The 19368-nt window shown below is 67.0% G+C and carries 22 protein-coding genes; 7 read left to right on the top strand and 15 right to left on the bottom strand.

Annotation, left to right across the window (positions count from 1 at the left end; genetic code table 11):
* Nucleotides 1-5 precede the first annotated feature (5 nt).
* The gene (locus tag U9J41_RS16510) at nt 6-1238 is read right to left on the bottom strand and encodes an alpha-amylase family glycosyl hydrolase (RefSeq protein WP_322403271.1); all 1233 of its coding nucleotides are present in this window, start codon (nt 1236-1238) and stop codon (nt 6-8) included.
* 482 nt (nt 1239-1720) lie between these two features.
* Between U9J41_RS16510 and U9J41_RS16505 the strand changes: the two genes are divergently transcribed.
* Together U9J41_RS16505 and U9J41_RS16500 are read left to right on the top strand one after the other, a co-directional pair.
* Nucleotides 1721-2623 carry a porin gene (locus U9J41_RS16505; RefSeq protein ID WP_322403270.1) on the top strand — a complete coding sequence of 301 codons (903 nt, stop codon included), beginning with the start codon at nt 1721-1723 and terminating at the stop codon, nt 2621-2623.
* Nucleotides 2624-2706: 83 nt separating this feature from the next.
* The gene (locus U9J41_RS16500) at nt 2707-3138 is read left to right on the top strand and encodes a hypothetical protein (RefSeq protein WP_322403269.1); all 432 of its coding nucleotides are present in this window, start codon (nt 2707-2709) and stop codon (nt 3136-3138) included.
* Between the two features lie 245 nt (nt 3139-3383).
* Here U9J41_RS16500 and U9J41_RS16495 read toward each other — a convergent pair whose 3' ends face one another.
* From U9J41_RS16495 to U9J41_RS16480, 4 genes are all read right to left on the bottom strand, one after another.
* Complete coding sequence (locus tag U9J41_RS16495; protein WP_322403268.1) at nt 3384-4424, bottom strand: SDR family oxidoreductase; 1041 nt, start codon at nt 4422-4424, stop codon at nt 3384-3386.
* A 30-nt stretch (nt 4425-4454) separates the two neighbouring features.
* Nucleotides 4455-5513, bottom strand: coding sequence for an SDR family oxidoreductase (locus U9J41_RS16490; RefSeq protein WP_322403267.1), 1059 nt, complete (start codon nt 5511-5513; stop codon nt 4455-4457).
* 259 nt (nt 5514-5772) lie between these two features.
* A complete protein-coding gene (locus tag U9J41_RS16485; RefSeq protein ID WP_322403266.1) occupies nt 5773-5901 on the bottom strand; it encodes a hypothetical protein in 129 nt (42 codons plus the stop codon).
* A 61-nt stretch (nt 5902-5962) separates the two neighbouring features.
* Entirely contained in the window at nt 5963-6175 is a 213-nt protein-coding gene (locus tag U9J41_RS16480) for a hypothetical protein (RefSeq protein ID WP_056447608.1), read from the bottom strand.
* A 176-nt stretch (nt 6176-6351) separates the two neighbouring features.
* Here U9J41_RS16480 and U9J41_RS16475 point away from each other — a divergent pair, with 176 nt between their 5' ends.
* From U9J41_RS16475 to U9J41_RS16465, 3 genes are read left to right on the top strand one after another with little or no spacing between them, the layout of a single operon-like run.
* A complete protein-coding gene (locus tag U9J41_RS16475) occupies nt 6352-7107 on the top strand; it encodes a phosphatase PAP2 family protein (protein ID WP_322403265.1) in 756 nt (251 codons plus the stop codon).
* The gene (locus U9J41_RS16470) at nt 7104-8018 is read left to right on the top strand and encodes a diacylglycerol/lipid kinase family protein (RefSeq protein ID WP_322403264.1); all 915 of its coding nucleotides are present in this window, start codon (nt 7104-7106) and stop codon (nt 8016-8018) included. Before U9J41_RS16475 ends, U9J41_RS16470 begins: the two co-directional genes overlap by 4 nt.
* A gap of 15 nt (nt 8019-8033) precedes the next feature.
* Nucleotides 8034-8870, top strand: a complete 837-nt coding sequence (locus U9J41_RS16465; RefSeq protein ID WP_322403263.1) for a metallophosphoesterase family protein — start codon at nt 8034-8036, stop codon at nt 8868-8870.
* Nucleotides 8871-9130: 260 nt separating this feature from the next.
* On the opposite strand, the gene cls is transcribed toward U9J41_RS16465, so the two are convergent.
* Both cls and U9J41_RS16455 read right to left on the bottom strand, forming a co-directional pair.
* Nucleotides 9131-10534: a cardiolipin synthase gene (cls, locus tag U9J41_RS16460; protein ID WP_322403262.1), complete on the bottom strand. Its 1404-nt coding sequence runs from the start codon at nt 10532-10534 to the stop codon at nt 9131-9133.
* The gene (locus U9J41_RS16455; RefSeq protein WP_322403261.1) at nt 10531-12666 is read right to left on the bottom strand and encodes a site-specific recombinase; all 2136 of its coding nucleotides are present in this window, start codon (nt 12664-12666) and stop codon (nt 10531-10533) included. Before U9J41_RS16455 ends, cls begins: the two co-directional genes overlap by 4 nt.
* A gap of 124 nt (nt 12667-12790) precedes the next feature.
* Here U9J41_RS16455 and U9J41_RS16450 point away from each other — a divergent pair, with 124 nt between their 5' ends.
* On the top strand, nt 12791-13627 hold the full coding sequence (locus tag U9J41_RS16450; RefSeq protein ID WP_322403260.1) for a branched-chain amino acid aminotransferase: 837 nt from the start codon (nt 12791-12793) through the stop codon (nt 13625-13627).
* A 119-nt stretch (nt 13628-13746) separates the two neighbouring features.
* On the opposite strand, the gene U9J41_RS16445 is transcribed toward U9J41_RS16450, so the two are convergent.
* The 6 genes from U9J41_RS16445 to U9J41_RS16420 form a co-directional block, all read right to left on the bottom strand.
* Complete coding sequence (locus U9J41_RS16445) at nt 13747-14307, bottom strand: DUF3617 domain-containing protein (RefSeq protein ID WP_322403259.1); 561 nt, start codon at nt 14305-14307, stop codon at nt 13747-13749.
* 67 nt (nt 14308-14374) lie between these two features.
* Nucleotides 14375-14971 (bottom strand): NUDIX domain-containing protein, encoded by a 597-nt coding sequence (locus tag U9J41_RS16440; protein WP_322403258.1) that lies wholly within the window; start codon nt 14969-14971, stop codon nt 14375-14377.
* A gap of 76 nt (nt 14972-15047) precedes the next feature.
* Nucleotides 15048-15719 (bottom strand): YiaD family glycine zipper/OmpA-like lipoprotein, encoded by a 672-nt coding sequence (locus U9J41_RS16435; protein WP_200958422.1) that lies wholly within the window; start codon nt 15717-15719, stop codon nt 15048-15050.
* Between the two features lie 132 nt (nt 15720-15851).
* Entirely contained in the window at nt 15852-15998 is a 147-nt protein-coding gene (locus U9J41_RS16430; protein WP_157202169.1) for a lmo0937 family membrane protein, read from the bottom strand.
* Nucleotides 15999-16096: 98 nt separating this feature from the next.
* A complete protein-coding gene (locus tag U9J41_RS16425; RefSeq protein WP_322403257.1) occupies nt 16097-16327 on the bottom strand; it encodes a hypothetical protein in 231 nt (76 codons plus the stop codon).
* A gap of 232 nt (nt 16328-16559) precedes the next feature.
* Nucleotides 16560-17390 carry a glycine zipper 2TM domain-containing protein gene (locus U9J41_RS16420; RefSeq protein WP_322403256.1) on the bottom strand — a complete coding sequence of 277 codons (831 nt, stop codon included), beginning with the start codon at nt 17388-17390 and terminating at the stop codon, nt 16560-16562.
* Between the two features lie 241 nt (nt 17391-17631).
* Between U9J41_RS16420 and U9J41_RS16415 the strand changes: the two genes are divergently transcribed.
* Entirely contained in the window at nt 17632-18363 is a 732-nt protein-coding gene (locus tag U9J41_RS16415) for a Crp/Fnr family transcriptional regulator (RefSeq protein ID WP_322403255.1), read from the top strand.
* A 334-nt stretch (nt 18364-18697) separates the two neighbouring features.
* Here U9J41_RS16415 and U9J41_RS16410 read toward each other — a convergent pair whose 3' ends face one another.
* Both U9J41_RS16410 and U9J41_RS16405 read right to left on the bottom strand, forming a co-directional pair.
* The gene (locus U9J41_RS16410) at nt 18698-18919 is read right to left on the bottom strand and encodes a glycine zipper 2TM domain-containing protein (protein WP_056450720.1); all 222 of its coding nucleotides are present in this window, start codon (nt 18917-18919) and stop codon (nt 18698-18700) included.
* A gap of 50 nt (nt 18920-18969) precedes the next feature.
* A complete protein-coding gene (locus U9J41_RS16405; RefSeq protein ID WP_322403254.1) occupies nt 18970-19299 on the bottom strand; it encodes a BON domain-containing protein in 330 nt (109 codons plus the stop codon).
* Between the last annotated feature and the right edge of the window lie 69 nt (nt 19300-19368).

The following is a 19368-nucleotide window of genomic DNA, read 5'->3' as shown; positions in this document are numbered from 1 at the left end:
TCCGGTCAGCGCTGGTGCGGCGCGTCGATGCGGTAGTCCCAGGCGGCCAGCGTCTGCGGCTTGCCGCCGGGCAGGGTGTAGCGCTGCGCGCCGTTCGACACGTTGACTGTCACCTGCACGCTGTTGCCCGCCAGGGTGCGGCGGAACGCGAACACCTTGTCGTTGCCGGTCTGGAGCACCTGCACGGGGCCGCCGTACTGGCCGTTCCACAGCGCCGGATTGGCGTGCTTGAGTGCCAGCAACTGCGTGTAGAAGGGCGCATAGGCGTCGTCCTTCCACTGGATCGGGTCTTTTTCGAAGAACTGGATGCGCTTGTCGAGGCCGGATTCCTGTCCGCCATAGATCAGCGGCATGCCCGGCAGCGTGGCGGCCAGCACGGCCATCGCCTTGAATGCGGGGCCGTACAGTTCGACGTCGCTGCCGGCCCACGAATTCTCGTCGTGGTTGCTCGTGAAGCGCATGCGGTAGGCGCCCGGCGGGAACGCTTTCGGTGGATGGTCGACGAAGGCCGCGAGGGCGCGCGCGTCCGCCTTGCCCTTCGCGACGGCCTTGAACAGGTCTTTCGTGTCCCATCCATACGTCATGTCGAAGGCGTGCTCCTGCAGCTCGGGCTTGTCGGCCTCGGCCAGCATGAACACGGGTTTTACGCGGTCGAGCTCGGCGCGAGCCTGGTTCCAGAACGGCGTCGGCACCTTGCCGGCGACGTCGCAGCGGAAGCCGTCGACGTCGGCCTCGCGCACCCAGTACAACATCGCGTCCGTCATGCCTTTCCACAGGCCGGGCTTGCTGTAGTCGAGGCCCGTCACGTCGGTCCAGTATTCGGGCTCGGCGCCATCCGTGTAGGTGACGGGATAGATATCGCCCTTGTCGTTCTTGAGATACCAGTCGCTGTGCGCCTGCGTCCACGGATTGTCGAACGCCGTGTGGTTCGCCACCCAATCGAGGATCACGTGCATGCCGAGGCCGTGCGCCTGCTTGACGAGGGCCCGCAAATCGTCGAGCGTGCCGAATTCCGGGTTGACGGCCGTGTAATCGCGCACGGCGTAATAACTGCCCAGTGTCCCCTTGCGGTTCTTTTCGCCGATCGGCTGGATCGGCATCAGCCAGAGGATGTCCACGCCCATCTGCCTGAGGCGCGGCAGATGTTGCGCGAAGGCCTTGAGCGTACCCTCGGGCGTGTATTGCCGGATGTTCACTTCATAGATATTGGCGTTGCGCGACCAGCTTACGTGTTTCATTGGTGCAACAACTGTTGTTTTCGTGGTCATGGCCATTGCGGGCAGGGCGGCGCACAGGGCCAGGGAAATTGTAGTCAGGGTACGGCGGAGTTGTCTCATGGTTCTCGTTATTCCGTAGTTTAGTTACAAATTGACCCATGCGATTCTAAATCGGAAACCCGGCGATGACCAGTCGGCAAAATCGGAACCTTCATATTTTCCATGCATACATACGTCAGAATACGCTGACAAGACATCGGGAAAAGATGAGAGTAGATTTGTGCGATATTGGACAGACAAAGCTGCGGTCAAGCAGATACTGTTAAGGCGTAGAGAGGGATTGCGCCATGAACAAGGGCTTCGTTGTGTGTGTGATGCTGGGCGGATGGACCTCGCTCGCATGCGCACAGGATTCTGGGAGTGCGGCCAGTGCCGGCAATCCGGATGCGACGCGCAAGAGCGCTTGCACCGATTGCGTCCGGCCGGCAGGTAGGCGCGCGGACATGGACTATGTCGGCGAAGCGCCCGGCGGACATGACATCGCCGTGTTCACCGGCCAGCCGACCCGGAGCGGCGGCGTTGCCTGGGCCTCGCTGCCGCGCCGCACCTACGGACGCCTCGATGACATCGGCACCCCTCCCGGCACCGGCCACTTCACGCTGGGCCACCAGTACAACTTCGAATACCTGGCGCATCCCGACGTCGGCGACCCGTTCCATGCCGGCACGGCCGGCAAGGCCAGCAATCTCATCACCCAGAGCGGCCTGCCCGTCGACGGCGCCGTGCGCTATTACAACAGCCAGTTCAAGCATCTGAGCACCGGGGCCTCCTGGACCACCGACACGCTCGGCGGCGACCCGCTCGGCGACCGCGCCTGGGGCATGTCGATCGGCTTCGACTATGGCGCACTGTCGCTGCGCGCCGCCCACCAGAACCGGCACGTGGCCCAGATCCATCTGTACGACCTGGCCGGCAACAATATGGATGCCAAGAATTCGCTGATTGCGGCCAATGTGCGCATGCGCTGGGGCACGGCCTATGCGGCCTATTCCGCCAACCGCGGCTGGGGCAGTTCGCCGCTGTACAACCCCGACAATCCATATGGCGCCGGCGTGGCCAGCACGTCGTCGACCGACAGCCGCGACACCCTCGTCGGCGTCGCGGTCCCGGTGACGCATTCGACCACCTTCCTCGCCTCGTTCATCCACAAGAACGACCGTGACCTGGCCAACCGCGACGCGAAGCAGTTCGCGATCGGCGCCAGCTACGTCGTCTCGCGCAGCACCGACTTCTATGCCGCGTTCTCGCGCACCGTCAACACGAACGGTACCGGCATCCCGATCGGCGGCGCGGCCCGCCCGAGCGGCAGTTCGGCCGTGAACATCGGCATGCGCCACGCGTTCTAGCGTCCGGCTCCCGTGCGTTGCGCCCCCGCGCGCCAAAAGCAGGTAGCCTGTCCTCATGATTTTTGCATTATTTCGGAGGCAACATGACTGGTACGAGCACACTTGATCCTGATAACTTTCCAGAAGCACCCGACCGTAGCCTGGGCAAGGGCCACGGCATCGATTCACTCGGTCCGAGCGATATTTCGGATACCGGCAGCGACGTCGTCGGCGGTCCCGGCTTCGCGGCCAATCTGGACGACGACCAGAAGATCGACCTCGACACCGGCACGACGTCGGACAACGAAGCCGGCTACGACAGCGCCGGCGCCGACCTGGGCGACCCGAACTTCGAAAGCGACAGCGACTTCGGTGGCACCGGCGAGCGGGCCGCGGCCGGACGCGACCTGATCGGCAAGGACGGCAGCGACATCGATACGGACCGCATCGAATCGATTCCGAACCTGCCGCTGACGGACGACGATGTCGACTTCCTCGGCAGCGAGCCGCCGCGGGGGCGGGCACCGGGCAAGTAAGCTGCGGCGACAACGACAAGGGCCGGATGGTGGATGCCATCCGGCCCTTTGTCATTGCCACGCACGCGTCATGGCCGCAGGACGGGCACCCCGTGTCCGCCAAATGCATGCGTCACGGCGGTGCGGACGCGGGCACGGGGTGCCCATCCTACGACGCGTGCCACTCCGTGCGCTGCCACGGCTTGCGCGTCAGCGCCCAGGTGCATGCGTCATGGCGGTGCGGACGTGGGCACGGGGTGCCCACCCTACGACGCGTGCCACACCGTGCGCTGCCACGGCTTGCGCGTCAGCGCCCAGGCCGCCAGCAGCGCGCCGCCCAGCAACACGGTCTTGGTGGACTTTGATCGCATCTCGAACGATGTGTAGGGGCTCCGTTCGACGACGCGGTGGTCGCTGTCGTTGCGCTGGTGGAGTTCCTGGGCGGCGTCCGGCCGGTACAGCGTGTCGCGGCGTGCGCTCGAATTCGGGCGCTCCGATTGCTGCTGGCTGAACATTGTCGTGCCCATGAAGCGGTCGAGCGCGCGCGGCATCAGGTAGCCCGCCAGCGACGTCAGCTTCGAATGCCCGCCCACGTACAGGTCGCGTTCGGGCACCTGGGCCGCGTGCACGATGGCCTGCGCCACCAGCTCCGGCGCGTAGTTCGGCGGGGGCAGGTCGGGCTCGTGTTCCATATAGCTCTTGGCGTGGTTCGGGAACGGCGTGGCGATGGCGGACGGCTTGACCACGGTGAGCGAGATGCCCGCGTCTTCCTTGTCCAGTTCCATGCGCAGCGATTCCGTGAACGCCTTGATCGCGTGCTTGGACGCGGAATACGTACCCTGCAGCGGCACGGCGCGGTCCGACACTTCGCTGCCGAGGTTGATGAGGGCGCCGCCGCCGCGTCCCTTCATCAGCCTGACGGCTTCCAGCGAGCCGTGTACGACGCCCCAGAAATTCGTCTGCATGACCTTGCGCATGTCTTCCAGCGCGATGTCTTCGTTCCTGCCGTACACGCTGATGCCCGCATTGTTGACCCACGTGTCGACGCGGCCGAAGCGCTCCATCGCTTGTTGGCCGATGCGTGCCACGTCGGCCGGGTTGCCGACGTCCGCCGTCACGGTCGCCACGTCCACGCCGCGCTGGCGCAATTCGAGTGCGAGGGTGTCGAGGGCGTCGGCGTCGCGCGCCGCCAGCACGAGCCGTGCGCCGGCTTCGGCCGCCATGCGGGCGGTGGCCAGGCCGATGCCGCTCGTCGCACCCGTGATCACCATCACCTGTTCATCCAGTTTTTTCAGCTTGAGGGACATGTTGCCTCCTTGTCGATCGATGCCAGAGATTCACAGCGCCTGGCGCAGGCGGCCCGCGGACCACGTGCGCGCGGCCGGACGTCCCGCCAGTTTCCACGCGGCGTACAGGGCGCCGGCGCCCAGCAGCGCGCCCATCACCTTGCCCTTGCGCAGCGACAGCGCCGTGTACGGGCACGTCTCGATCACGTGCGCGGAGATGCCCTGGCGTTCGCGCAGTGCGTGCTGCGGGTTCGGTCCGTGCAGGGCATCGCCGCGGTTCGGTGCGCTGGTCGCGTCCGACTGCTGCTGCTTGAACATCGTCGCGCGCATGTAGCGGTCGAGCACGGTGGGCAGCGCGAAATTGCCGGCCGAGAGCGCCCTGGCCGCGCCGCCGACGAACACGTCGCGCCTGGGATGCTGGGCCGCGTACAGGATCGCCTTGGCCACGAGTTGCGGTGCGTAGACCGGCGGCGGCAGGCTCGGTTCCTTGTCCATGTAATTCTTGGCGTGGGCGACGAACATCGTGTCGACGGCGGCCGGCTTGACGAGCGTGACGGAGATCGGGGCCTTGTCTTTTTCCAGCTCGACGCGCAGCGAATCCGTGAATGCCTTCACGGCGTGTTTCGACGCGGCGTAGATGCCTTGCAGGGGGATCGAATGGTCGGACAGTTCGCTGCCCAGGTTGATGATGGTGCCGCCGCCGCGCGCTTTCATATGCTTGACGGCTTCCAGCGAGCCGTGCACGACGCCCCAGTAATTGGTGTCGAACAGGCGCTGCATGTCGTCCAGCGACACGTCTTCGTTGCGGCCGAAGATCGAGATGCCGGCGTTGTTGATCCACGTGTCGATGCGGCCGAAGCGTTCTATCGCGGCCAGGCCGATGCGTTCGACGTCGGCCGGGTTGCCGACGTCGGCGACGACGGTCGCGACTTGCGTGCCGGTGCGGCGCAGCTCGCTTGCCAGCTGGTCGAGCGCGTCTGCGCTGCGCGCGGCGACGACCAGCTTGGCGCATTGCTCGGCGGCCATGCGCGCCGTCGTGAGGCCGATGCCGCTCGTGGCGCCGGTGATGACCATCACCTGCTCGTTAATCTTGCGTAATTGCAGTGCCATGAATGCTCCTTCTCTCGGTTGAGAACGGACGCCGCATCCCGCGGCATGCGGATTCCGGAGGCCCGCTCAATGCGTAGGTCGATACGATGACCGATCACGACAATCGTGGTCGCACGGCAGAATTCAAGACGTTGTGACAAGGTGGAGCGAGAGGAGATTTTTGCAAGCACGATAACGGGCGCTGCGCGGCGCACCGCGGTGAGCCGCGCGCGGCGGCCAGTTGTGCGCGATAAGGCCGCGTTCGCTGATAGCATCGATATCACACGAGGGCCGGCGCGACGACGGCGGCCCGCAGGGCATCGGTCACGGCACGGGCCTGTGTGCCCGCGCCGGCGGCGACCGCCCTGGGCGGCGGCGCCCCGGACAGACGCGCGCCTTTTTTGAACATCGTTTCCTTTCGACTGCATGGACAGCGAAAGACAACGAATTAAACGACGATGCTTATGAGCTCAATGCGCCTTGGACAGGATCAGCAGCCAGCGGCGCAGCAGCAGCACTTCCACGTGGCCCGGTTCGACGCCGGTATCGCACTCGATGATCGGGTTGACCGGGTAGAAGCGCTTGCGGAAGTCGCGCGTCACCAGCACTTCGCGGCGGCCAAGGCGCAGCAGGAAAGGCGTTGGAGCGTATTCAAGGCCGAAGGAGCTGTTCAGAGTAGTCATGACGATCCCTTAATCGAGTTGGTTTGCGAATCAGGTTGGGCTGTTCCAGGCAAGATGTCTTGCTCGAGTAGGTGCAGAATAACACAACTACTGTATGAATCCACAGTTACTGTACAAAAAAACAGTTGTTGCATATTTGTGTGGTTTTTTCACCAATACCCCCCATCTGGAACGGCATGCTGAATACCGTTCCGCCACGCCTCGCGCGCTTCCTCGCCGCCCGCCTGTCGCCCGAGGGCGAGCTCGGCCTGCACCTGACCGTCGGCCTCGCGCTGCTGCTGGCGGCCGCCTGGATCTTCGGCGCGATCGCCGAGGACGTCGTGACGGGCGCCACCATCACGCTCGTCGACGTGCGCCTGGCCCACTGGTTCCACGACCGTGCCACGCCCGGCTTCACGCGCGCCATGCTGTTCGTCACGCACTGGAACGGCCTCGTCGGTTCAAGCATCATGGGCGCGCTGCTGGCGCTGTGGTTCTGGCGCCGACGCGCGCATTACTGGCTGGTCGTCTGTGTCATCGCCGTGCCGGGCGGCATGCTGCTGAACGTCGCGCTCAAGCACGTGTTCCGGCGCGTGCGCCCGGCCTTCGACGACCCGTTGCTGAGCCTGCTCACCTACAGCTTCCCCAGCGGCCATACGGCGGCGGCCACGGTGTTCTATGGCCTGCTCGCGTGCTACCTCGGGCGCCGCGTGCACGCGTGGCGCGCGCGCGCGCTCGTCGTGCTTGGCGCCGCCGCGATGGTGACGCTCGTCGCGCTGTCGCGCATGTACCTGGGCGTGCACTACCTGTCCGACGTGCTGGCCGCGGCGGCCGAGGGTGCGGCGTGGCTGGCCATCTGCATCACGGCCGTCTCGACCCTGCACCGGCGCCGGCTGGCGCGCGGCGGGCGCTCGTGGAGCGAGCGTGGCCACGCAGCGGAGGACCTCGGATGAAGCCCGTGACCGTGATCGTCAACGCCGGCGCCGGCACCGGGCACGACGAGGCGGCGTGCGAGACGCTCAAGACGCAACTAACCGACGCGGGACTGGATGCCGAACTGGTCCTGGCCGATGGCGGCGAGCGGATGATCGCGACGGCACGCCGCGCGCTGGAGCAGGGCGCGCGCCTCGTCGCGGCCGGCGGCGGCGACGGCACGATCAATGCCGTGGCCTCGGTGATGGTCGACAGCGGCGTGCCGTTCGGCGTGCTGCCGCTCGGCACGCTGAACCACTTCGCCAAGGACCTCGGCATCCCGCTCGACCTCGATGCGGCCGTGCGCAACCTGGCGACGGGCCGGCCGGTGCAAGTCGACGTGGGCGAGGTGAACGGCCGCATCTTCCTGAACAATTCGAGCCTCGGCCTGTACCCGGACATCGTGCGCGACCGCGAGAAGCAGCAGCGCCGCCTCGGCCGCGGCAAGTGGCCGGCGGCCGTCTGGGCGGCGCTGGCCGCGCTGCACCGCTATCCGTTCCTGTCGATGCGCCTCGACGTGAACGGCGAGCGCCTGGCGCGGCGCACGCCGTTCGTTTTCATCGGCAACAACGCCTACACGATGGAGGGCCTGGCGATCGGCGAGCGGGCGCGCCTGGACGAAGGCGTGCTGAGCCTGTACATGGCCCAGCGTCCCACGCGCCTGGGCCTGCTGCGCTTCGCCATCGACGCGCTGCGCGGCCGCCTCGGCGAGGCGCGCGACTTCGACGTGCTGACGGCGCCCGCGTTCGACATCGACACCCACCGCCGACACCTGCTCGTGGCGACGGACGGCGAGGTGACGGAGATGCATCCGCCGCTGCACTACCGGATGCGGCCTGGCGCACTGACGGTGCTCGTGCCGCCGGTGCAGAATGGCGCCAACGATCGCTGACCGAAAGGGAAACCCATGCGCACACTCGTCCATTTGTCCGACCTGCATTTCGGCCGCGTCGACCCCGTGCTGCTCGATCCGCTGCGCGAACTGGTCCACCGGCTCGCGCCCGACGTCGTCGTCGTCTCGGGCGACCTGACGCAGCGCGCCAAGAGCGAGCAGTTCGAAGAGGCCAAGGCCTGGCTCGACACCTTGCCCGGCCCGCAGATCATCGTGCCGGGCAACCACGATATTTCGCTGTACAACGTGTTCCGCCGTTTCCTGCAGCCGCTCGACCGCTACAAGCGTTACATCACGGACGACCTCGACCCCGTCCATATCGACGACGAGATCGCCGTGCTGGGCGTGAACACGGCGCGCTCGCTCACGTTCAAGGACGGCCGCGTGAACCGCGAACAGGTGGAGAAGATCCGCGCGACCTTGTCCGGGCTTCCGTCCGGCGTCACGCGCGTCGTCGTCACGCACCACCCGTTCGACCTGCCCAACGGTGTGGAAGAAGACGACCTGGTCGACCGCGCGCACATGGCGATGGACGTGTTCGCGGAGCTGGGCGTCGACCTCTTGATGGCCGGCCACCTGCACATGAGCCACGCGGGCAATACGCAGGCGCGCTACAAGATCAGCGAGTACGCCGCGCTCGTCGTCCAGGCCGGCACGGCGACGTCCACGCGCGGGCGGGGCGAGGTGAATTCGTTCAACGTGATCCGCATCGAGCCGCTGCGCATCGAAGTCGACCGCTACGGCTGGGACAGCGTCCACCACCAGTTCCAGCTGCTCGCGACCGAAAAATTCATGCGCAGCGGGAATGTCTGGGCGCAGGTCGCGGACGGGATGATGGCGGCGGGGATCTAGTCTTGAACGCATATCGACGCCGTCCCGGACATATCGACATCGTCCCCGCGCGCAAATCACCGTCGTCCCCGCGCAGGCGGGGACCCAATTTTGCGTCCCAGGCGGCTCAAGCTTGGGTTCCCGCCTGCGCGGGAACGACGAAGTGAGTGGTCAGCTCACGTGAAGTGCTTGGGTTCCCGCCTGCGCGGGAACGACGAAGTGAAGCGGTCAACTCACGTGAAATGGTCAGCTCGCATGAAGCCCTCGGCCCGCATGTCCACCTAAATCCAGTATTCCCCCAACCGCGACATCCATTCCTTGATCCGGTCCGACCACGGCCGGTGCCGCCACCGTTCGAGCAGGACTTCCTTCGAGTCGCGCAAGTCCTCGTTGAACGCGCTTTCCATCGCGGTGCCGAACGCCGGGTCCATCACGACGACGTTCAGTTCGTAGTTGTGGATGAAGCTGCGCCGGTCGATGTTGGCCGAGCCGATCGTCGACCAGCCGCCGTCGATCACGGCCGTCTTGGCGTGCAGCACGGCGATCTGCAGCTCGAAGATGTGCACGCCGCCGGCCAGCAGCTGGTCGTAGAACGCCTGGCCGGCATAGCGGATCAGGCTGTGGTCGGACACGCCGGGCAGCACGAGCTTCACGTCGACCCCGCGCCCGGCCGCCGCGATCAGGGCGTCGACGATCTGCTGGTCGGGCACGAAATAGGCGGACGTGATGTGGATCGTTTTCTTCGCCTCGTTGATCGCGACGACGAGCGCCTTGTAGATGTCCGATTCGTGGTCCGGATCCGACGCGAGCACGCGGATGATCTTGTCGCCGGCGGGCGTCAAGGTCGGGAAATACTCGGCCTGCGGCAGTTCGCCGCCTTCCTGCTGCACCCACAGGTCGATGAACGACCATTGCAGCGGCGCGACGGCCGGGCCTTCGATCTTGACGTGGGTGTCGCGCCAGCCGACCTTGTCGCCGTCGACCTGGTCCGGCTTCCGGCGCGAGCGGAACAGCGAGCTGTTGGCGTACGTGCTGCTGATGTTGATCCCGCCCGTGAACGCGACCTTGCCGTCGACGACCATCAGCTTGCGGTGGTTGCGGTTGTTCAGTTCCCACTTGCCGCGCGCCTTGGCCGGGTTGACGGGATTGAAGATCAGCACGCGGATGCCGGCCTGGCGCATGCGGTCGAAGAAGGCGGCCGGCGTCGCGAGGGCGCCGACGGCGTCGACCATCACGTTCACCGCCACGCCCTGGCGCTGCTTGTCGATCAGGACGTCGGCGAATTCGTTGCCGATCTTGTCCTGGTCGAAGATATAGGTCTCGAGGTTGATGGAGCTCGTGGCGACGCGCGCGGCGGCCATCATTTCGCGCATCGTCGCGGGGCCGTCGAACAGCAGGGTGACCTTGTTGCCCGCGATGAGGGGCACGCCGGTCGCCTGTTCTTCCAGCGCGGCCAGCGCCTTGAGGTTGCTGCTCGCATTGGCCCAGCGCCGCGCGACGAGGGCGGACGCCTTCCTGGGCGCCAGCGTGCCCTTCGTCGTCTCGATCGTCGGCGTGCCCTTGGCCGGCGGGTCCGGGTCGACGTCCGGCAGCGACTTGCACGCGACGACGCCGCAACACAGGCACAGGGCCAGCAGCCAGGCGAACGGGGACAGGCGGCGAGCGAAGCGCAGGGGGGATTTCATTTGAATCCTCGCGGGTTGGCGGGAAGCGGCACCTCGTCGAGGTCACGCGGTCCGATGAAGAAATCGAGCGGCGCCGCGTACAGGCGGCGGCCCAGCGCATGCAGCAGCTTCAGCCCGTGGTGGAAGCGCACCTTGCGCGCCCTGAGCGCCACCCACAGCGCGAGGCCGAAGCTCACCAGCAGGTTGACCATGCCGATCAGGGCGATGCCGAGGACGGTCACGGCGATCGTCTCCGGATCGAGCGGCTTCCCGAGGCCGACGACGCCGATGGCGAAGTTGGCGGACGAGAACGTCACGTGGCGCACGTCGAGCGGCAGGCCGAGGAGGAAGCCGGCGGTGGCCGTCGTGCCCATCAGCACGCCGAACACGAAGTTGCCCATCAGGCCGCCCAGGTTGTCCTCGACGTAGCGCGCGAAGCGGGCGCGCCGTTCCTCGCCGAGCAGGCGGCGCAGCCAGCGCAGCTGTTCGACCCGCCGGCCCATCCGCGTGTACAGCGCCTTGTTGTCGTAGTAGCCGGACACGAGGCCGGACACGAACAGCCACACGCCCGCGATGGCCGCGTGCAGCAGCGCGAGCGAGTGCCACGGATGGCTGTCGGCGATGAGGTGCTCGGCCTTGGCCGGCGTGACGAGGTGGGTGCCGAAGGCCCAGTACCACGCGAGGGCGATGATCCACGCGACAGGGATCACGGTCGCGAGGTTGCCCAGCACGGCGACGATCTGCGTGCGGAACACTTTGTTCACGAGCGCCGCCATGCTGTCGACGTCGACCTGGCGCCGGCTCTTGCCGCGCACGTTGCCCCGTTGCGCCGTGTCGTGCAGCGCGGCGGCGATGCGCGCGGCCGTCATCGCCGGCTGCTTGGTGGCGATGGTGAAGTGCAGCACGTGCACGAGGATGAAGCCGGCCGCGTAGTTGAGGCTGTAGAACAGCGCTTCGATCAGGGGCGCGCGGTGCTGGTACGAGATCAGGATCTTGAAGAGCGCCATGACGCCGATGACGATGCCGGCCCCGGCCGACGACGCGAACATGCCGCGCAGGTCGGCGCGCCGTTCGGCGATGTAGTGCTCGCCCGTGCGGCTCGCGTTTTCCGTCACGTTGCGGGCCAGCAGGTCGATGTTGTCGCGCAGCAGGCCGCGCACTTCGTATTTCGTGTTGTGCGCCTCGGCCAGTTCCTGCGCGAGGTCGACGGCGGCCGCGCGCCGCAGGCTGGTCGGCGGCTCGGAGGGCGGCGTCGCCTCGTTTGCGAGCGCTTCCACGTCGACCGTCGGCGCGGACGGGAGCTCGCCGCTCGTATCGACGAGGAACAGCAGCTTGCGCAGGCGGTCGATGCTCTGCGTCAGCGCGACGAGCAGGTAGGTCAGCGCGACGCTCGTGCCCGAGGCGAGCGCCTTGCTGCGGATCTTGAGCACGACGTCTTCGCACTGGTCCAGCATCACGAGCAGGTGGCGCGCGTCTTCCATCGTGTCGACCTCGCCCGCGGTCAGGCGGCCGTAGTCGTCGAGGTATTTGTTCGCCTCGATGTTTTGCATGAGGAAGGGCGAATCGACTTCCTCGATCTCCATGTGGGCGTGGATCAGGCGCGGCTCCAGGCCCAGCGCGCAGACGCGGCACGACAGCGTCCGGATCGCGTCGAGCAGGCCCGCCAGCACGACCTGGCGCGCACGGGCGGGTTCGGCGGGTTCGGTCACGGCGCCGTCCGGCGGCGCGGCAGCGGCCACGACGTCGAACAGGTCGAGCCAGTCGGCGGTCGGCACGGCGCGGATCCACAGGTAATCGTCGTCGCGGCACAGGACCTTGTCGAGCGTGTCCGACAGGTACATCTCGTCCAGCGCGGGCGGCAGGATGCGGTAGGCGATGCGCTTTTTCAGCTCCGTGAAGAAGCCGTCGTTCGACAGGATGCCGACGTCGGAATACAGGCTCGTGTGGCGGCGCGTCTCCAGCAGGGTCGTCAGGTAGCGGCGCAGGATCCAGGCCTGGCCGGGATGGCCCTTCAGGAGCTGGGCCAGCGTGCGCACCTGGGCGATCGCGTGGCCGTGGTCGTGCGCGCGGCGCGGACGCAGCTGATCGACCAGGTCGACGAGGAGGTCGATGCGGTCGCTGTCGGGGTCGAGGCGTTCGAGAATTGGGAGCATGGAAAACATTCGCGGCATGGAAATGTCAGTGTACGCGTGGACACCTCCGGCCACTGTACGCTGACGAACCGAGCGGCCGGGCCTGCGTTACACTTGGTGCTTGACGTCATCACGAGGGAAGAATATGTACCTGACTTACTACAAGGGACAATGGGCTGAAGGGAATACGCCACTGTTCGGCGCGATGGACCACAGCGTGTGGCTGGGCTCGTCGGTCTTCGATGGCGCGCGTGCGCTGCGCGGCCACCTGCCGGACCTGCGTCCGCACCTGGAGCGCGTGATCGCGTCGGCCGAGAAGGTGGGCCTGCGCTGCCCGCTGGGCGTCGACGAGATGGAAGCGCTGGTGCGCGAGGGCCTCGCGCGCTTTCCGGCGGATGCGGAACTGTACATCCGTCCGCTCGTGTTCGCCTCCGAAGGTTTTCTGATTCCCACGCCCGAAGCGGCCGGCTTCGCGCTGACCCTGTTCGACGCGCCGCTGCCGCCGTTCTCCGGCTTTTCCGCCTGCCTGTCGCCGCTGCTCCGCCCGGAACCCACGATGGCCCCGACGGACGCCAAGGCTTCCGCGCTGTACGCCAACACGGCACGCGCGCTGCGCGAAGCGAAGGCACGCGGCTTCGACAACGCCGTCCTCCTGGACGCGGCGGGCAACGTGGCGGAGTTCGCGACCTCGAACCTGTTCCTCGTGGCGGCCGACGGCGACGTCGTCACGCCCGCACTGAACGGCACCTTCCTGGCCGGCATCACCCGCGCCCGCGTGATCGCGCTGCTGGCCGGGGCCGGCGTGAACGTGGTCGAGCGCACCGTCCGGCCCGAAGAGCTGGAAACGGCCCGCGAGATCTTCAGCACCGGCAACTACGGCAAAGTCACGCCGTGCACGCGCTACGAAGCCCGCGACCTGCCGGCGGGGCCGGTGGCCCAACAAGCGCGCGACCTCTATCTCGCCTATACCGAGACGACCTGAGTCGACAATTCGGGGTCAGAGCCCGGTTTTGGGCAAGTTATCTGGGGTAAAACCGATCGTGCGTCGGCAATAAGAAAGCCAGGCACGCAGCCTGGCTGAACTCCATTCGGGGCGTGCGGCTACTTCGCCCGCGGGACGGCGATCGGGCGGACGTTGCCGCAATCGGCCGCCAGCCATTTGCCGGTCACGTCCATGTCGACGACCTGGTTGCGCCCCTGTTCGTCGCTCCTGATCTTCATGTGGGCGCGGTAGCCCGTGTCGCCGTCCGACGTCACGTCGCCTTCGCCGCTCACGCGCGGCTTCGTACAGGTGAAGACGATGTGGCCGCGGGTGGGCGACTGCTGGGTGTACGTCTGCTTGCAGTCGCCCTGCTGGACGGGGAATTCCTTGCGCTCGGCCATGTCGCGCGTCATGCACAGCTGGGTTTGCAACGCGCCGCCCGCGCCGATGTCGAGTTGCACGCCGTTCTGCTGCATCATCTGTTGCATCTGGCGGCGCTGCTCGGGCGACATGCTGGCCATCTGCTGCTGCATGGCCGCCATCGCTTGCGCCACTGCCGGATCGCTCGACGTGACCTGGTTCGACAGCGACCACAGGCCGGGCTTCATGGCCTGGGCGCTGGCGGGAAGCGCCGCGCAGGCGCAGGCAAGCAGGAGGGTGCGGGCGATGGTCTTGTTCATCGTTACGTTTTCCTTTCAAACATTGTCGCGGCGCCCGGCAGGGCCGGACAGCGCCATCGATGGGGGATCACGACGCTTCGCCGTGCCGCCCCAGCACCTTGCGCTCCAGGTACATCAGCAGCAGCACCGTCTTGGCGTCGACGATGTCGCCCGTTTCGACCATGGCGAGCGCGTCGTCGAAATCCAGTTCCACCACCTCGATGTCCTCGCCTTCCCCGGCATTGCCGCCACCGCCGTCGCGGCGCCGCTCGCGCTCGTACTCGGCGACGAACAGGTGGATGCGTTCCGTGGTCGAGGCCGGACTGGCATACAGCCGCAGCGCCGCTTGCACGCGGTCGATGTCGTAGCCGGTTTCCTCGCGCGCCTCGGCCAGCGCGCGCGTGGCCGGATCGGCGCCGTCCAGCGTGCCGGCCGCCGCTTCGAGCAGGAAGCCATCGTGGCCGGCCAGCCGCGCGCCGACGCGGAACTGGCGCGTCAGCACGACCGAGCGATGGGTACGGTTGTACAGCAGCACGGCGGCGCCATCCGCGCTGTCGTAGACCTCGCGCGATTGCACCTGCAGGTCGCCATCATGGCGGCGCAGCGCGTAGGTGACGTTTTTCAGGGGCAGATAATGGTCCGAGAGAATTTCCTCGCGGACGATGCGCACGGTGTCGCTGGACATGGCATCTCCTGTGGTTGGCCTTGCCCGAGGATACACCGTGCGCCGTGAAATCCGGCGCGCACCTGCGCCGGCGCGCTCAGCCTTGCTGGGCGGGTTCGCCGACGAAGATTTCGACGCGGCGGTTGCGCGCGCGGCCGGCCGGATCGTCGTTGGACGCGACCGGCTCGCGGGCGGCGCGGCCTTCGACCGTGATGCGGGCCGGATTCACGCCACGCGCCGTCAGGTAGTCGCGCGTGTGGGCGGCGCGGTCGAGCGACAGCGGCTGGTTGATCTGGTCGCCGCCCGTGTTGTCCGTGTGGCCGATGATGGTCACGTTGGTGGCCGGATTCTCGTTCAGGGTGGCGGCGAAGCGGTCGAGGATGGGGCGGAAATTCGGCTTGATGTCGGACCGGTTCGTGTCGAACGAGATGTCGCTCGGGATCTCGAGCTTGAGGCGGTTGTCCGACGTCTGCGAGACCTGCACGCCGGTGCCGCGCGTGGCCTGTTCCATCGCCTGACGCTGCTGTTCCATGTGGCGCGACCAGACGTTGCCGGCGACGGCGCCCGCCGCCGCGCCCAGGATCGCGCCGCGCGTGGCACGGCCGGAACCGCCGCCGCCCGTCGTGGCGCCGAGGATCGCGCCGAGGCCGGCACCGATGCCGGCGCCGCTGGCGGTGCCGCGCTGGGTCTGGTTCATGTCGGCGCAGCCGGTGGCGGCCACGGCGAGGGCGGTGGCGCACAGGGTCGAACGGATCAGGGTTGTTTTCATGGAGGGACTCCTTCAAAAAAAATATCCGTTTCGTGGTCGCACCCGCAGTAGCAGGCACGACCGCGAAACGGATCGGTCAGGACCGCACGTCGCTGCGGTTCGGCACGACGGTGCGTGCCTTCGTCGTGATGACTATATGCCTCGGCCACTGATCAGGCGCACGAGGATCATGATGACGGCGACGACCAGCAGGATGTGGATGAAGCCGCCGACGGTGTAGGAGGTTACCAGACCGACGAGCCACAGAATGATGAGAATGACGGCAATTGTATAGAGCATGATGATGTCCTCATGGTTGACGGCGGGAGGTTGACGGCTTGCTTGCCGTGTTTCCAGTATCGAACTATCGACCTCTGCGCTCCGTACGATGCCGTACATTACATCGCGCTTTTTTGTTCCTTGTGCAATCCCGGGATCCAGCCCATGAAGCCCATCAGTCCCAGGAAGCCGATCAGGCAGGTCAGGAGGCCGCCGGTGATGAGGAAAAACACGTCCTGGACCGCCAGGTCGGCCGTTGCTGCCTGCGGTGACGGGCCCGCGCTGAGCAGGCCGAAGCCCGTCAGGAGAAGTCCCCAGAGAATGATGCCGATCCATGCCACGCTGTTCATGTCACGTCCTTTCGCTTGAGTGTTCTCTGCCGTATGAAGCTGAGGTCGATTCTTATGTGCGCAGGCGAACTCATCCGTGCGCCAGCGCACATTGCGAAAAAGAAAACTTAGTGAACGATCGTACAAGGTGCAATCCCATGCGAGCCGGCACCTATCTTCAACATAGCACGTCGGCCTTACAAAAACAAAACCGGGGCCGCAGCCCCGGTCTTTTCGCACGCGCGCTCCCCGTTCAGGCCGAGCGCAGCGTGCCCTTGACGATGCGCACGCGGTCGCCCGTGCGCCACGGCGGCACGCTGTGCTGGTGGAAGGTGCGCAGGGAGCCGTCGTCCAGGCGGACCCGGATTTCATAGCTGGTGTCGGCCTTCATATTGCCTTCGACCTGGTTGCCCACGACGGCGCCGCCGACCGCGCCGGCGACGGTCGCCAGCTGCTGGCCATGGCCGCCGCCCAGCTGATGGCCGAGCAGTCCGCCGAGGATGGCGCCGCCGGCCGCGCCCACGCCGCTGCCCTGGGCGCGCGTCTTGATCAGGCGGATCGATTCGATGTTGCCGCAGTTGCCGCACCAGTTCTCGCGGGTGTCGGCTTGCGCCACTCTGGTCGATTTATGCGCGGTCCGCGGCGCGGCCGGTGCGTATTGCGGCGCCGGCGCGGCGGCGTAATCGGCGCCGGCGCCGGTCGCTCCCTGGCTGCCGCTGTCGCCGTAGGCCTGGGCGCCCGCCGGTGCCGGATAGGTGGACTGTGCCGGCGCCGACGCGACGTAACCCGGCGTGGCGACGCCCGGCGACGCCAGCGGTTGGGCCGCGAGCGGCGCGGCCGGCACGGTGGCGGGCGGCAACGCGCCGGGCGCCGCATACCCCGGGTGGCCCGGCTGTTGCAGGCCGGCCGACAGGGCGGCACGGTCGGCCTCGTTCAACTGGCCGCGGTTGCCGCCGCTCGACGTCGGCAGCCAGCCCATGATGGCGGCCGTGCCGATGGCGCAGAACAGGATGATCGCGACCGCGGCGGCGATCAGCAGGGGGTGTTGCCTGGCCCTCGTGGGCGGGGTGGGGTGCGCTTCCATGGTTATCCTTTCCGGTGTCTGTGGGGACGGTGCGGGGCCGCAAGCCCCTGGGTCCGGTACGTTTCCATTGTCCCTGGCAACAACACCCTGTTCCGTGCGTCACCGTACATACTTGCCATGGCGTGGCCGGTAGGCTGACTGAAAGTTGTTTGCAAATGTTTCCGGACGGTGTAAATACCGCTGTTTTGTTTTCGAACCTCAGCCACCGTGTGAACCGATGAAGTCCAACCGCGAGGGTCCGATGAATTCAGCCGCTCCACCCGTGGTCGCCGAGCACAATGCCAACCTGTTGCTGGCCGCGTTGCCGGCGCAGGAACTGGCCCGCATGCTGCCTGCGCTCGACCAGGTGCAGGTGGACGTCGGCGCGGTCCTGTGCGAGCCGGGCGACATCATCCGGCATATCTATTTTCCGCACGACTGCCTGATCTCGCTGATGGCCGTGGCCGAGGGCCGCATGACGCTCGAGGTCGGTCTCGTCGGGCGCGAAGGGATGCTGGGCGCCACCGTGGCCTTCGGGCACGACACGACCCAGGTGCGCGCCGTCGTGCAGCGTGCGGGCAGCGCGAGCCGCATCGGGGCCGACCGCCTGCGCGCCGAATTCGGCCGCAACCCGGCCCTGCAGCGCGTACTGTACCGCTACACGGATGCGCTGCTGGCCCAGGCCATCCAGATCGCCGTGTGCAGCCGCTACCACGTGCTGGAAGCGCGGCTGGCGCGCTCGCTGCTCGTCACGCGCGACCGCCTGCAATCCGACAAATTCCACCTGACCCACGAATTCCTCGCCCACGCGCTGGGCGTGCGCCGCGTGGGCGTCACCAAGGCCGCCAGCGCGTTGCAGCAGCAGGGGCTCATCAACTACAGCCGCGGGAATATCGAGATCCTCGACCCGGAACGCCTGGCGGCGGCGGCTTGCACCTGCTACGAGATCGTGCGCGAAGCGGGGGCGGGCGTGGGGGCGCCGGTGCTGGCCTGAGTCCTTTTGTCGGCATCTCGGCATCGTGGGCGGGGGCCGCCCACCCTACGGTAATGCGTCAGCCCGTATGTCGTGGGCGAGGGCCGTGCGCCCTACGGTTGCGCATCCCCGATACGTGCGCGATTTTGCAACCCGTCCACGCGGTGATAGTTTGTGCCAGCCGGCACGCGCATGATTTTGTCACCCGCCCCGATCACCGCGTCAAACGCGCTCACCCCGTAGAGTGGGCACCCCGTGCCCACGAAGCAGGTCCGGTCCGCAAACGTGTCCAGCGGCGGCGACGAAAAAAACGCCCCGGCTCGCGGGGCGTCGTTCATTGCCGCGTCAAGCGCGCTCAGTGCGTCGACTTGACCTGGTTGCCGATCACGCCGCCCACGGCAGCGCCGCCGACGGTGCCGACCGCGCTGCCGCCGGTCAGTGCGCCGCCGACCACTGCGCCGGCGCCGGCGCCGATGGCGGTGTTACGGTCCTGCGTCGACATGCCGGCGCAGCCGCTCAGGCCCAGGGCCACGGTTGCCAGCGATGCGGTCACGATGATGTGCTTGATGGTTTTCATGATGATCTCCTTGAGGTGGGTTGCTTATACTTCTTCACGGTTTCCAATGCTCACTTGAGGCGAAGCTCATTCCTGACCGATCTCACGCCCCTCACGGTGCGCGCGGCCGCGGCGGCCGCCGCCACGTCGTCCGCCGAACTGACGAATCCGCTCAGCCGGACGACACCCTGGTCCGTGTCGACGTCGATCTCGTTTGCCTTCAGGCCGGCATCGCCGAGGAGGGCCGACTTCACGCCGGCCGTGATGCTGGTGTCGTCGGTCTGCCGGACGGCCGCCGAGGGTGGGGCGGTCGCACATCCCGCGATCCCGCATAGTGCCAGGGCCGCCAGCAGTGCCGTTGCCGATGCTGCCGGGACCTTGCCAATACCGAAACGTTTCATTACGCCTGCGCTTCCTCGCGATGCCGGCCTGTGTTCGGGAACGACGCCGGCCTTACCATGACCCCAGCT

The sequence above is a fragment of the Massilia luteola genome, from assembly GCF_034420155.1.
In the GTDB taxonomy this organism is placed as follows: Bacteria; Pseudomonadota; Gammaproteobacteria; order Burkholderiales; family Burkholderiaceae_D; genus Telluria; species Telluria luteola.
Note: the sequence above shows the minus strand (reverse complement) of the source record. Positions and strands in the feature narration are given on the sequence as shown.

Coding starts and splice junctions, on each gene's coding strand:
- U9J41_RS16510 (WP_322403271.1), bottom strand. CDS start 1,238: ATGAAACACGTAAGCTGGTCGCGCAACGCCAATATCTATGAAGTGAAC.
- U9J41_RS16505 (WP_322403270.1), top strand. CDS start 1,721: ATGGACTATGTCGGCGAAGCGCCCGGCGGACATGACATCGCCGTGTTC.
- U9J41_RS16500 (WP_322403269.1), top strand. CDS start 2,707: ATGACTGGTACGAGCACACTTGATCCTGATAACTTTCCAGAAGCACCC.
- U9J41_RS16495 (WP_322403268.1), bottom strand. CDS start 4,424: ATGTCCCTCAAGCTGAAAAAACTGGATGAACAGGTGATGGTGATCACG.
- U9J41_RS16490 (WP_322403267.1), bottom strand. CDS start 5,513: ATGGCACTGCAATTACGCAAGATTAACGAGCAGGTGATGGTCATCACC.
- U9J41_RS16485 (WP_322403266.1), bottom strand. CDS start 5,901: ATGTTCAAAAAAGGCGCGCGTCTGTCCGGGGCGCCGCCGCCCAGGGCG.
- U9J41_RS16480 (WP_056447608.1), bottom strand. CDS start 6,175: ATGACTACTCTGAACAGCTCCTTCGGCCTTGAATACGCTCCAACGCCT.
- U9J41_RS16475 (WP_322403265.1), top strand. CDS start 6,352: ATGCTGAATACCGTTCCGCCACGCCTCGCGCGCTTCCTCGCCGCCCGC.
- U9J41_RS16470 (WP_322403264.1), top strand. CDS start 7,104: ATGAAGCCCGTGACCGTGATCGTCAACGCCGGCGCCGGCACCGGGCAC.
- U9J41_RS16465 (WP_322403263.1), top strand. CDS start 8,034: ATGCGCACACTCGTCCATTTGTCCGACCTGCATTTCGGCCGCGTCGAC.
- cls (WP_322403262.1), bottom strand. CDS start 10,534: ATGAAATCCCCCCTGCGCTTCGCTCGCCGCCTGTCCCCGTTCGCCTGG.
- U9J41_RS16455 (WP_322403261.1), bottom strand. CDS start 12,666: ATGCTCCCAATTCTCGAACGCCTCGACCCCGACAGCGACCGCATCGAC.
- U9J41_RS16450 (WP_322403260.1), top strand. CDS start 12,791: ATGTACCTGACTTACTACAAGGGACAATGGGCTGAAGGGAATACGCCA.
- U9J41_RS16445 (WP_322403259.1), bottom strand. CDS start 14,307: ATGAACAAGACCATCGCCCGCACCCTCCTGCTTGCCTGCGCCTGCGCG.
- U9J41_RS16440 (WP_322403258.1), bottom strand. CDS start 14,971: ATGTCCAGCGACACCGTGCGCATCGTCCGCGAGGAAATTCTCTCGGAC.
- U9J41_RS16435 (WP_200958422.1), bottom strand. CDS start 15,719: ATGAAAACAACCCTGATCCGTTCGACCCTGTGCGCCACCGCCCTCGCC.
- U9J41_RS16430 (WP_157202169.1), bottom strand. CDS start 15,998: ATGCTCTATACAATTGCCGTCATTCTCATCATTCTGTGGCTCGTCGGT.
- U9J41_RS16425 (WP_322403257.1), bottom strand. CDS start 16,327: ATGAACAGCGTGGCATGGATCGGCATCATTCTCTGGGGACTTCTCCTG.
- U9J41_RS16420 (WP_322403256.1), bottom strand. CDS start 17,390: ATGGAAGCGCACCCCACCCCGCCCACGAGGGCCAGGCAACACCCCCTG.
- U9J41_RS16415 (WP_322403255.1), top strand. CDS start 17,632: ATGAATTCAGCCGCTCCACCCGTGGTCGCCGAGCACAATGCCAACCTG.
- U9J41_RS16410 (WP_056450720.1), bottom strand. CDS start 18,919: ATGAAAACCATCAAGCACATCATCGTGACCGCATCGCTGGCAACCGTG.
- U9J41_RS16405 (WP_322403254.1), bottom strand. CDS start 19,299: ATGAAACGTTTCGGTATTGGCAAGGTCCCGGCAGCATCGGCAACGGCA.